Here is a 12365-nt window from a genome sequence, read left to right as displayed (position 1 = left end):
GGAACGTGATGAACGTGAGGAAAACGAAGAGATGACCCGCAGGGCTAGGCATGGCGCTGCACCTGCTTGGCCCGCTGACTCCGGGATGCGATGCGCAAGCCGAGTGCGCCGCCAATGAGCAGTGCAGCGGCAACCAGCAACAGCGCCAGATCGTAGGAGTGGGTGACGTCCTTGATACGCCCCATCACGGGGGGCAGGGCAAGACCCGCGATATTGGCGACCGCATTGATTAACGCAATCGCCGCCGCCGCAGTCATGCCGGAGACGTACTCGGTGGTTACCGCCCAGAACACGGGTGTGACAGCCCAGTTCAAGCCAACTGCCAGCACCAGCATGGCGTAGGCAACGGGGAGGTAGCCCAGATGCGCGACATAGATGCAGCCTGCCAGCAAGGTGCCACTGAGCAGGAGCGGCAGGCCAAGGTGCAACGCGCGCTCACGGGTGAGGTCGGAATGGCGGCCGTTGCAATACATGAAGATGCAGGCGAACAGGAACGGCAAGGCCGATAGCGCGCTGACGACGAAGTTGGACTGGCCTGAAATGTTTTTGACCAGCAGCGGCAGAAACAAGGTGATGCCGATCGTGCCGAAGGCCTGCAACAGCCAGAACGCGGCGAGCGCCCAGACCTGACCATTGCCAAAAGCCGCCTTCAGTGCTGCTACGCCATGCTCTTCAGCATTGCGTGGCGCTTCTTGAGCGAGGGCGCGCTTGAGCCATCCGAGTTGATCCGCAGAAAGCCAGGTGGCCTGTTCAGGGTGATCGGGCAGCTTGCGCAGCACGACGAAACCAAGCAGCACAGCGGGGAGGCCTTCGAGGAAGAACATCCAGCGCCATCCTTCCAGGCCAAAAATGCCATGCATGTTCAGCAATGCACCTGATAACGGCAAGCCGATCAGGGAAGCCAGCGCCGCCGCGATATAGAAGAACGACATCGCCCGGGCCCGGCCGTTTGATGGATACCAGCGTGAAATGTAGTAAATGATGCCTGGCGTGAACCCGGCTTCTGCCGCGCCTAGCAGCACCCGCATGCCATAGAACTGTGCGGGCGTCTGGATGAAAGCCATGCCGGTGGCGATGATGCCCCAGGTAATCATGATGCGGGCGATCCAGCGGCGCGCACCGACACGGGCGAGGATCAGGTTGCTTGGGACTTCAAGCAGGATGTAGGTGATGTAGAAGAGGCCGGCTCCGAGCCCATACATTTCTGCGCTCAACTGGAGATCGGCGTTCATTTGTAATGCAGCGACCGAGATGTTGGCGCGGTCGATATAGGCCACTAGATACAGCAGCATTAGAAAAGGCATCAGGCGGAGATTCAGCCGTCCGATGGTCGCGGCATCCAGCCCGTTTGCTTGACGATTCATTGATTGGTCTCCATCAGGGCGAGCGTTGTAATTCGCTCGTCGTTACTTCTATGTGTATGTCTACGGCAATTCGATCGATGCTTTGGGAGTGCGAAGCAGGTGATTGGCGAACTCTACTGATAGATAAAAATCTCGTCAATATGTGAGCTTGTATCCCAATATATGGAATTTATTCTGGCTGATGCATCAACTGACAGATGTGGATCTATCGCGGGTTTCTACTAGTTCCTGCCGCTGTGGCTCGCATAGAATGCCTTCCGTGCCAACACAACCACGAGACTCGAGCGACATGACACAGGACATCAGCGCGCCCACAGGGGTGCAGACGCTATTGCGTGGTTTAGCGGTAGTGCAGGCAGTGGCGGCTGGCGCACGGGATTTGAAGGAAATCGGGCACATGGTTGGCACGACCCGCAGCACGACGCACCGTCTTGCTGCGTGCCTGGTTCAGGAGCGATATCTGTGTAACCTGCCCGGAATCGGTTACACGCTGGGTTCCCGCCTGATCGAACTGGGTTTTCAGGCGCGCGATGAAATCTCGCTGGCCACCATCGCCAAACCTTTCGTTGCAGCGCTGGCTCAGGCTACGGGCTGCACCATTCATCTGGCGGTGCGAGAGGGCGATGAGGTGCTGTATATGGACAAGATCGCCGGCAAATTCGGCCTTGAGATGCGCTCAAGGATTGGCCACCGGATGCCGGTTGCGCGCACGGGGGTAGGCAAAGCGTTGATGCTCGACCTCAATGAGGCGGAGTGGAAAAAGCTCTTTGATGCTTCGGCGGGCGGATCAGGGGCTGCGGCCTACGCGCTGGCACCGAAGATGCACTGGAAGGCGTTTCAGCAGCGAATGCAGGAATATGCGGCTGGTGGCTATGCGCTCGACCTGGAAGATAACGAGCCGTCGATTCGCTGTGTGGCTGCACCTATCCGTGATGCTTCCGGCGAAATCGTCGCGGCCGTCAGTGTCTCCAGCACGCTCCCTTACATGTCGACCGAGCGGATGCAGGAGCTGATTCCGGTGGTGGTGAACGCCGCCGCAGGAATTTCACATGAACTGGGCGGCACAAGAGCGGATCGCATGAAATAAATCCTGCAGGAGCAGGAGCAGGAGCAGGAGCAGGAGCAGGAGCAGGAGCAGGAGCGAGAGCGAGAGCGAGAGCAGGAGCGAGAGCGAGAGTTGATTTGAGGCCGCTCCGAACCAGCGGGGCGGAGAGCCTGGCGAGATGCTTGCTGCATTGGCTGAACCGGCGAGGTGCGGCAAGTTACATGGGACGCGGCACAGCGGCATCGCCGCGTTGCATGGGCCAAAGGCCGTTAAGTGATCTTCTGCACGTCGTCGTCTGGCGGCGCTGCATGCTCTTCCATCACAACCGGCAGTACCGATTCAAGCGTGCGCTGGCCCGCTGCCAGTGCGCGCTTCTCGCTGGCGCTAAGCCGTTTGATCCAGTATTCGGCGCGCGAGGCGCTGGCGCGATCAGCGCATTCGAATGACGCCAGCAAGCGCACCGGCTTGCGTGAACGCGTATAGCGCGCACCGGTGCCGTTCAGGTGTTTGTGAAAACGCGCGTCGACATCGGTGGTGATGCCGGTGTAGATGCTGTTATCGACGCATTCGATCAGATAGACAAACCAGGACATGAGGGCGGCGCGATAAAAAGCGGAATCAGCGAAGCATTAAGTGGCAGCAAATGAAAGTAAGCCAGGCAGGTGAGCGCTGACAGGTTCGCACAATGCCGTTCCCGGCGGCCCGCTGCAAGTGATTTTCCGTTCAGTTTCCCTTCAGTTCCCGTTGGGTTTTCGTTTAGTTTCCGCTCAGTTCCCCTTCAGGCGGTGCACCAGCCGCGCTGCAGTGCAATGCCGGGCCACAGGAATCAGCGCATGGCGCGGGCATCATCTATAACCCAAGCTGTATCACGCACTAACAACAAAGGAGACGCTCGTGAAGCGAAGACAGCAGAAGAGGCAACAGCGGTGCACGTTTCGGTTCGTGCTGCGGGTGTGGTTTGCGCTGAGCGTGCTGGGCATGACGGGGCTTTCCGGCGTGAGCACGATGGCGTTTGCCAGCGATGAGCGCACCAGTCAAACCGTCGAAGTAGCAGGTGAGCGAGCGCATTTCGCGCAGGAGTTTTGCGGCTTTGCGCCGGAGCAGGTGGCCAGCTACCGTGAGCGGCTGAAAACGGCGCTGACAGGGGTCGACGATTTTGACGAGCGCTGGCAAGTGGGCTGGCGTCGTGAAGAAGATGGCGCAATCCAGATGCAGGCGCTGCGCTTGAGCGATCCGGAGGATTTCGCCGCGCGGCTCAAGGGCGATTGCCGCCGGGTTAAATGGCAAGCGGACAATCTGCTGCGGACTCATCAGGCGAAGTAACCGAGACCGAGGTGAAATAACCGGGCCGATATTTTCAGGCGGCCTGGTGCCAGGTTCGAGGCCAGGGAGGGAGAGCCACCGGCGCTTCCGGATGCCTGGTATTCCAGCGACAATGCCGCTTTGCCGCTGGTCAGCGGTAGTTAGTGGTAGTCAGCGGCAATCAGCGGCAGCCGGCCGCTAGCGGTTAGCGGCCAGTAGCCAGTAGCCAGCAGGTTCAGGAGTGAAGTCACGGTGAGCAGTCAGGTTGAAATTCATGTGGTCGATTCCGTTTCAGACATCCCAGCGGTGCAATGGGATGCCCTCACGCAAGGCAATCCATTTGTCGCGCATGCGTTTGTCAGTGCCTTGCATGACAGCCAGTGCGCTTCGGCGCAGACCGGCTGGCAACCGCGCTATCTGCTGTTGCGCGAGGATGGCGCACTGACGGGAGCCATGCCGCTTTATCTGAAAACGCACTCACGCGGCGAATACGTGTTTGACCATGCGTGGGCGGATGCTTTCCAGCGTCATGGTTTGCGCTATTACCCCAAGCTGGTGTCGGCGGTGCCGTTTTCGCCGGTCACGGGGCCGCGCTTGCTGGCCGCGACGCATACGGCACGGGTGTTGCTGGCCCGTGGCGCGATTGCGCTGGCGCAGCAGCTTGAGGTGTCGTCAATTCACGTGCTGTTTTCTCATGAGGCCGATTTGCAGGCGCTGACCGAAGCCGGTTACATGCTGCGCGAGGGCGTGCAGTTTCATTGGGAAAACGCCGCTTACACCAGCTTCGATACGTTTCTCGCGCTGATGAACCACGACAAGCGCAAGAAGATCCGGCAAGACCGGCGCCGGGTGGCAGACGCCGGCGTGAGCTTTCGCTGGTTGCGTGGCGCTGAGATTGACGCCGGGACGCTCGGGTTTTTCTACGAGTGCTATGCCAACACCTATCGTGAGCACTGGAATCCGCCGTATCTGAGTGAGGCGTTTTTCTTCCAGCTGCATGCCACGATGCCTGACGCAATCATGCTGGTGCTGGCCGAGCGCGATGGTGAGCGGCTCGCGTGTGCGCTCAATGTGATTGCGGGCGACACCATGTATGGCCGTTACTGGGGCACCCGGGCGTTTATTTCGGGGCTGCACTTCGAGACTTGCTATATGCAGGGCATCGAATACTGCATCGAGAATCAACTCGCTAGTTTCGAGGGCGGCGCGCAGGGCGTGCACAAGATGTCGCGCGGCTTGCTGCCAACCGCCACCTGGTCGGCGCACTGGATTGCCGAGCCGCAGTTTGCCGAGGCGATCGCCCGGTTCCTGGGCCGCGAGACCGCAGTGATGGAGCAGCACATGGGTGAGCTGGAAGCGCATACGCCATTCAAGCGTGCTCAAGGTTTGCCGGAGTGAGCTGAGTAACTTGGCTTCAGGGTGGGAAGGGCTGGAAGAGCTGGGAGACCCAAGGCGCGCCTGGCTCCGTGTGCCGCGAAGTTATCGCGTAGTTCGGGCATCCCCATTGCTTTGCCCCAAAGCCCCAAAGCCCCAAAGCCCAAAGCCCAAAGCCCAAAGCCCAAAGCCCAAAGCCCAAAGCCCAAAGCCCAAAGCCCAAAGCCCGGAGCCCCAAAGCCCCAGAGCCCCAGAGCCCCAGAGCCCGGAGCCCGGAGCCCAAGGTCCAAGGTCCAAGGTCCAAGGTCCAAGGTCCAAGGTCCAAGGTCCAAGGTCCAAACCCCAAACCCCAAACCCCAAACCCCAAACCCCAAACCCCAAACCCCAAGGCCATGGCGAGCACCGGCCAGCGCAAAAGGCCCGTGCGATAATCGCGCGTTTACGCATGCGGGTGGTGCGTCGTCCTGAATCCTTCCGCGCTGCATCCGGTAGCGCGTCATCTGTCTTATCTGTCTGCGCCATGCTCGCGGCCCGTTTTTGATCCAGCCATGAAGACCCAGATCGCTCTTGCTCAACTGAATGTGACCGTCGGCGATTTCGCTGGCAATGTCGCGCGCCTTGTTGCCGCCGCCCATGCCGCTTACCGCGAGGGCGCACAACTGCTGATCGCACCTGAATTGGCGCTGTCCGGTTATCCCCCTGAAGACCTGCTGCTGCGTCCCGCGTTTTACGCGGCCAGCGCCGCCGCTTTGGCGGACCTCGCCACCCAGCTCAAAGCCCTGCCAGGCCTGCATGTGATCGTCGGCCATCCGCACCGGGTGCGGCCAGAGGAGCAGTCGGGGCAATCAGCGCAAGCAGCACCGTCTGCACCGCCGGCACAGGCACCGATTGCACGGGCTGTGCCACCCGTCGATACGTTTAACGCGGCGTCGTTGCTGCGGGATGGCGAGATCGTCGGCACCTATCTGAAACACGATTTGCCGAACGCCGAAGTCTTCGATGAAAAGCGCTATTTCGCCTCGGGCTCGGAGCCGTTTGTGTTCGATCTGAATGGCGTGCGCTATGGCGTGGTGATCTGCGAAGACGTGTGGCACGCGTCAGCGGCGCAGCAGGCGAAGGCCGCGGGCGCACAAGTGCTGCTGATCCCCAATGGCTCGCCTTTTCATCTGGATAAAAGTGCCGTGCGCGCCGGAATCTTGCGCGCGCGCATCCGCGAAACCGGCTTGCCGATGGTCTACGTGAATATGGTGGGCGGCCAGGATGAGCTGATTTTTGATGGCGGTTCATTTGTGCTCAATGCCCAGGGTGAACTAGTGGCGCGCATGGCGCAGTTTGAAGAAGGCTGCGCGCTGGTCGAGTTCGATGGCGCGACGCCAGTGCCAGGTGCGATTGCGCCTGAGCAGTCACTGGAAGCGCAGGTCTATGCCGCGCTCGTGCTGGGCGTGCGCGATTACATCGGCAAGAACGGTTTTCCGGGGGCGTTGATCGGTTTGTCGGGCGGAGTGGATTCCGCGCTGGTGCTGGCCGTGGCCTGCGATGCGCTAGGCCCGGAGTGTGTGCGTGCCGTGATGATGCCGTCGCGCTATACCGCTGGTATCTCCACCACCGATGCCGCCGAGATGGCGCGCCGCACCGGGGTGCGTTATGACGAGATCGCTATTGCACCGATGTTCGACGCGTTCGGCGCGGCGCTGGCGGGTGAGTTCGCGGGCCGTGAGCCGGACGCCACCGAAGAAAACATCCAGGCACGAATTCGCGGCACGCTGCTGATGGCGCTCTCCAACAAGTTCGGCTCAATCGTGCTGACCACCGGCAACAAGAGCGAGATGGCGGTGGGGTATTGCACGCTGTATGGCGATATGGCGGGTGGCTTCGCGGTGCTCAAGGATATTGCCAAGACGCTGGTGTACCGGCTGTGCCGGTATCGCAATGCGGCGAGCTGCTTTGCGCTGCGCGACATCATTCCGGAGCGGATTTTGACGCGTGCGCCATCGGCGGAGCTGCGTGAGAACCAGACCGATCAGGACAGCCTGCCACCTTACGAGGTGCTGGACGCGATCATGCGCATGTACATGGAAGAAGACCGCTCGCTGGCCGAGATCGTCGCGGCGGGCTATGCGGCGCAGGATGTGCAGCGCGTCACTCGCCTGATACGGCTCAACGAATACAAACGCCGTCAGGCCCCCATCGGCATCCGCGTGACGCATCGGGCGTTTGGCCGCGACTGGCGTTATCCGGTTACTTCCCGCTATGCCGAGCCGCTGGCCTGACGCGCCGCATTCATCCGGCGCACTAGACTGGCTATTGGTTCCTGGCTTCTGGCTGCGCGATTTTTTTGTATGACTACAACACGAGACGAGGTTTTTCATGAAACGCATCACCGCCATCATCAAACCGTTCAAGCTCGACGAAGTGCGCGAGGCGCTCGCGGAAGTCGGTCTCACAGGCCTGACCGTGACCGAAGTGAAAGGCTTTGGACGGCAAAAAGGGCATACCGAGCTGTATCGCGGCGCGGAATACGTGGTCGATTTTCTGCCGAAGGTGAAGATCGAAGTGGTGGTTGCCAATGAGCAGTGCGATCAGGTGATCGACGCGATCATCGGCGCGGCGCGCACGGGCAAGATCGGTGACGGCAAGATTTTTGTGGCGGAAGTGGAGCGGGTGATCCGCATTCGCACAGGCGAAGAAAATGAAGCAGCGGTTTAATCCGCCAGGCGGATGCAGTCGTAGCGCTGCCAGCTATCAATCAAGCAGACATAAAAAAAGTGCGATGCCCGAAGGGGACATCGCACTGGTACGCGCCTCTCATAGCAGCGTGAAAACCGTTTCAAGCGTGTGTTGTTGTGGCCCGGGGGCGAGGAGAGCGCAAGCCTCCTATGCCCCTTGCGCTTTCTGTATCAGCCAGTGCGTGCTTTAGAACACGTGCTGGATGCCTGCATACACTCCCGACTGGCTGTGGCCAACCAACGGATTGTCGGTCGCTGAGGTGACGCCAGCGCCATTCGCATTCAAGCCGAAATTCGCGGTGCTGCTGTTACGCACCGTCGCCACCTGGATATCCAGCAGCGTGCGCTTGGACAAATTGTACGAGCCGCCCACGGTGTAGATCGTCGCGTTGCCGCCACCCTTGTTCGCATTCACGTGATACACCGCCGCGATCAACGCTGCGACTGGCGTTGCTTGCCAGGTGACGCCGCCCCATTCGTGGTCGATTGAAGTTGGAATCAGGCCCGATGCCGCAGTGGCTACGCCGCTGGTGCGGATGGCCTGGTAAGCCGCCTGAATCTTGAACTGGCCGAGGAACACATTGACGGCCGCGGTGTACTCGCGTGAGTACTGGAACGCGTCGGTGAACTGGCCGTTATTCGGGTTGCGGATTTCGTCGTAGATGCCGCGCAACTGGAACACGGGCGCGGTATAGGTGATTTGCAGGCCAGCCTGACGCCCCTGGCCGGTTGGGTTGCCATTGGCATCCAGCGGCGAGTTGCCATTCCAGTTGGTGGTATTGGACAGCGAATACTGGCCGTACATATCAAAGCCAGCGATTTTGGGTGACTGATACGAGATGTTGTTGCTCGATTGCGTCCAGTTGCGTCCACGCACCAGCGAGGCTGACGACCAGTTGGACTGGCCAAACGGATCGAAGTCCCACACGCCATTGGCGATAAACAGCTCACGGCCCATCAGCAACGTGCCGTAGTTGTCATTGCTGACACCGATCGTGGCCCACCGGTTGAAGATCCCGCCGCCGCCAGGGCCGGCACCCGTCATCGTATTGAAGCTGCCTTCAAGGTGGAACAGCACTTTGTTGCCGCCGCCGATATCTTCCACACCCTTCATCCCCCACAGGCTGGTGCCCCAGTCGCCGCTTTCGGCGCGGAAACGGCTGCCACTGCCCGTTGCCTGGCCGTTCGGACCGGCGCCTGTCGGTACGCCCGACATATATTCGAGCCCGGCGTCAAGACGTCCGTAGAGCGTGACGCTGCTTTGCGCATGAGCGGCTGCGCCCATGGTCAGCAACGATGCGGCGAGCAAAGCTTTCTTCATTGTTTCCTCCATACCCTGTCAAAAAAGTAAACCCAGTACTGCGAACGTGCCCACGCGCTGAAGACACGGGGCATAAATTCTGGAACTGGAGAGATATACGGGTAGCCGGAGCGGGTGGGCTGGATGGCGCAGTCTGGATCAGGCCAACTGGCGCTTGGGTCTTGGCGCTTCGCTCTCAGCTAGTCTCCTCGTGCTTTGAAGTAAAACTACTTTTAATTAACTGCATTTTGCTACTCTGGTTACTAATTTAGCAAAATTAATTATCACGCGGGCGAAGAAAAATAGCGCATGCGTGTTATTTGTCTCGAAATTGCACGGATGAAGGCGGGGATAGAAGCGGCTGGAATGCTGTCGCAGCGTTATTTGGTATGGGAATCACGTGATATGGCGCTGTTGCGCCAAGGATTTCCACTATTGACCTGTTTTGCTGGCGAGAGTAAAGCGGCGCGGAGAGACGTGAGTCTCGGGCTGAACCAGCCCAGCCCAGTGTGTGCGGATGGGCTGGTTCAGCGCAGGAGCGTTAATAAAGCCGGGAAGGGCTTCAGAATATGTAACGAGGATCAGTCAGGAAGCGTAGGGTATCGGTTTCTTGTTCTGGCGTAACTGGATCCTTGGCTTGTGTGAGGCGATAGTTGTCAGCGATTGCTTTGAAAAGCTGTTCAACATACTGGGGCTTCAACCGGGCCGTGGTTTCTGACGACGGGAATGCTGTTTGCTTTTTCACGAATTCAGAAAAATTCGTGACTGGGGGTTTCTGCTTCAGACCATCAAGCAGGATTCCGGACTGAATGGCAAACCAGATGGCTGAGCGAGTGCGGTGAAATAATGCCAGTTGGCCAGCGTTGAAGCCTTTGTTGATTAAGCAGGCATTGATATGCTCTTCGACTTTAGCTTTATCGCATGCCTCGATTTTGGATGAGTTAATAACTCTGTCGTCAAGATAAAATTTGGATTCGGAATCTGAATTTTTCGGCAGATATATATCCTGCGCAAAAGATGAGCGGGTGAGATTATTGCTTATTGATTCGACGCCATGATTTTTGTGATCTTCAGTAATATTTATAATAATTTTATCGTGAAAATCACTTAATTCTTTCTGGTCGACTGGGAGGGTTTGATATTTTTTATTTATGATCGACAAAGTGTTATTGATCAAGTTCTGGATATAGATATCTTTGTCGCCCTCCGTGCCAAAGAAAATTAATGTCTCTGGCAGAAAACTTGGGAGCGAGCAATTTTCCAGGTTGGTGTTTGAAAAGTCGGCATGGGACAATTTCGTGCGTGCCAGATCGGCGTTGCGGAAAATTGCTGAGCGGCAGATAGCGCCTGTGAGATTGGCTCCCGTGAGTTTCGCTCCTGTGAGATTTGCCCCTGTAAGATCAGCTCCCGTAAGGTCAGCCCCCGTGAGATTGGCCCCCGTGAGATCCACCCCTGAGAGATCCACCCCGGACAAAATCAGATTGCTCAGATTGGCGTTTTTTAAATCTTTTGGGAATTGTGTTTTGGTTAGATTGATATCTTTCAGATAATAGTCACCAGGAAAATCCCATGACATCCGGGATAAATCAATTTTTTGATTGGGCGCAAGATTATATCGCTTAATATTTATATAAGTGATGAGGCAATCTTCTTTGACCTTGAAAAAATTGATTCCGTGAGTGTGCCTCTCGAAATCAGTGGAGTTTTTGCTTTTTATGATAATTGTATTATCTAATGGATTTTTATGGTTGGATATGTCAACGGTGAATTTTTCGCCGTGGCATTCGAATTCCGAGTGATGCAGGCTGGAACCTTCAGGTGCCTTGCTTTCCAGAATTTTCTCGATAAAAGAGGCGCAGGCCGTATGAATTTCGTTTTTTAATTCTGTGGCTTTCTCAATTTTCTGGTTGCTATATTTTATGTTGAAAAAATCGAACATGGAAATTAAGAATAGATCTATAGTCGAAACGCCCGTATTTTTGTGGATAAATTCCTCTGTTCTTTGGTCAATTTCGATGGGGCGGCTGAATATTGGCGTGGCATTAGTTATTGCAATTTTAGACATAAAAAATCTCCAGAATAGATATTTAATGCATTAACTTCAGAATATTAAATTAAAGATAAAAAACACAATTTTCTTACACTTGTTATCCCAATCCCGTTGCGTACACCGCCATGCCGTCCTGGCTGGTTTGGGATGCTGGCCGTTGATTGGTAATACTTTGTAACATTCCTGCTTGAGCCGTTCCATCTGGACGTGATTTATAGCGGGTTGCTAAGGGGGATATGCGTAATGAATGGCCATGTCTTTGTCGGATATGGCCAGGGCGATTTATTCACGCAGATATGATTTCGGCCGGATAACAGAAAGTCTGTTATCCGGCCGAAGGGGTGATGCAGCGTAGCGAAACCTTTATTGAATATCGAACCGCTCGGCAACCGCTCGGCAACCGCTTGATGCGTTACTTCAGGCTGCCTGACAGGAACTGCTTGAGCCGCTCGCTTTTGGTGTGCTGAAACACTTCCTCGGGATGGCCTTGTTCTTCAACCAGGCCCTGATGCAAGAACATCACCTGATTTGACACGCTGCGGGCGAAGGCCATTTCGTGCGTGACGACGATCATCGTGCGGCCTTCTTCCGCGAGCTTTTGCATCACTTTGAGCACTTCGCCGACTAGCTCTGGATCAAGCGCTGAAGTTGGCTCGTCAAACAGCATCACGTCAGGATTCATCGCCAGTGCGCGGGCAATCGCCACACGCTGTTGCTGGCCACCCGACAGGTGTGATGGGTATTGTTTTTCGAGGCGCGGCGCGAGGCCCACTTTCTCCAGATAAATCCGGGCGCGTTCTTCGGCCTCACGGCGCGACAGGCCCAGCACATGCACGGGCGCTTCGATGATGTTCTCCAGCACGCTCATGTGCGACCACAAGTTGAAATGCTGGAACACCATCGCCAGTTTGGTGCGTACGAGTTGCAGCTGCTTGTGATTGGACACGCGCAGCGCACCGTTTTTGTCTTTTTGCGTGCGCACTTCTTCACCGTCGACGACGATGCGGCCCGCGTTGGGCTGCTCAAGGAAGTTGATACAGCGCAGCATCGTGCTTTTGCCCGAACCAGACGAGCCAATCACGCTGATAACGTCGCCACGGTTCGCTTTGAGCGAAACACCTTTCAGGACTTCGTTGTCGCCGTACTGCTTGTGGAGGTTATCGACAAAGAGTTTTTGCATCGGGGAATTCATCGGGATCCTTGA

10 protein-coding genes are annotated in these 12365 nt (G+C 57.1%); 5 read left to right on the top strand and 5 right to left on the bottom strand.

What is annotated here, in order from left to right; all coding sequences use genetic code 11:
- Positions 1-44: 44 nt before the first annotated feature.
- A complete protein-coding gene (locus GH656_RS09885) occupies positions 45-1364 on the bottom strand; it encodes an MFS transporter (RefSeq protein ID WP_153075722.1) in 1320 nt (439 codons plus the stop codon).
- 289 nt (positions 1365-1653) lie between these two features.
- Between GH656_RS09885 and GH656_RS09880 the strand changes: the two genes are divergently transcribed.
- The gene (locus tag GH656_RS09880; protein WP_153075721.1) at positions 1654-2451 is read left to right on the top strand and encodes an IclR family transcriptional regulator; all 798 of its coding nucleotides are present in this window, start codon (positions 1654-1656) and stop codon (positions 2449-2451) included.
- A gap of 227 nt (positions 2452-2678) precedes the next feature.
- Here the strand turns inward: GH656_RS09880 and GH656_RS09875 are convergent, their stop codons facing one another.
- Positions 2679-3002, bottom strand: coding sequence for a GIY-YIG nuclease family protein (locus GH656_RS09875; RefSeq protein WP_153075720.1), 324 nt, complete (start codon positions 3000-3002; stop codon positions 2679-2681).
- A 301-nt stretch (positions 3003-3303) separates the two neighbouring features.
- Between GH656_RS09875 and GH656_RS09870 the strand changes: the two genes are divergently transcribed.
- The 4 genes from GH656_RS09870 to glnK all read left to right on the top strand — a co-directional run bounded on the left by GH656_RS09870 (position 3304) and on the right by glnK (position 7791).
- Positions 3304-3732 carry a hypothetical protein gene (locus GH656_RS09870; RefSeq protein ID WP_153075719.1) on the top strand — a complete coding sequence of 143 codons (429 nt, stop codon included), beginning with the start codon at positions 3304-3306 and terminating at the stop codon, positions 3730-3732.
- 231 nt (positions 3733-3963) lie between these two features.
- On the top strand, positions 3964-5109 hold the full coding sequence (locus GH656_RS09865) for a GNAT family N-acetyltransferase (RefSeq protein WP_153075718.1): 1146 nt from the start codon (positions 3964-3966) through the stop codon (positions 5107-5109).
- Between the two features lie 524 nt (positions 5110-5633).
- On the top strand, positions 5634-7355 hold the full coding sequence (locus tag GH656_RS09860) for an NAD+ synthase (protein ID WP_153075717.1): 1722 nt from the start codon (positions 5634-5636) through the stop codon (positions 7353-7355).
- A 97-nt stretch (positions 7356-7452) separates the two neighbouring features.
- On the top strand, positions 7453-7791 hold the full coding sequence (gene glnK, locus GH656_RS09855; protein WP_153075716.1) for a P-II family nitrogen regulator: 339 nt from the start codon (positions 7453-7455) through the stop codon (positions 7789-7791).
- A 207-nt stretch (positions 7792-7998) separates the two neighbouring features.
- Here the strand turns inward: glnK and GH656_RS09850 are convergent, their stop codons facing one another.
- The 3 genes from GH656_RS09850 to GH656_RS09840 form a co-directional block, all read right to left on the bottom strand.
- Positions 7999-9132 (bottom strand): porin, encoded by a 1134-nt coding sequence (locus GH656_RS09850; RefSeq protein WP_153075715.1) that lies wholly within the window; start codon positions 9130-9132, stop codon positions 7999-8001.
- 541 nt (positions 9133-9673) lie between these two features.
- The gene (locus GH656_RS09845; RefSeq protein ID WP_217352246.1) at positions 9674-11176 is read right to left on the bottom strand and encodes a pentapeptide repeat-containing protein; all 1503 of its coding nucleotides are present in this window, start codon (positions 11174-11176) and stop codon (positions 9674-9676) included.
- Between the two features lie 397 nt (positions 11177-11573).
- Complete coding sequence (locus tag GH656_RS09840; protein WP_153075714.1) at positions 11574-12353, bottom strand: ABC transporter ATP-binding protein; 780 nt, start codon at positions 12351-12353, stop codon at positions 11574-11576.
- Positions 12354-12365 lie beyond the last annotated feature (12 nt).

Origin of the sequence: Paraburkholderia bonniea, from assembly GCF_009455625.1 — a bacterium.
Taxonomy (GTDB): Bacteria; Pseudomonadota; Gammaproteobacteria; order Burkholderiales; family Burkholderiaceae; genus Paraburkholderia; species Paraburkholderia bonniea.
This window is presented reverse-complemented; position numbering and strand designations above follow the sequence as displayed.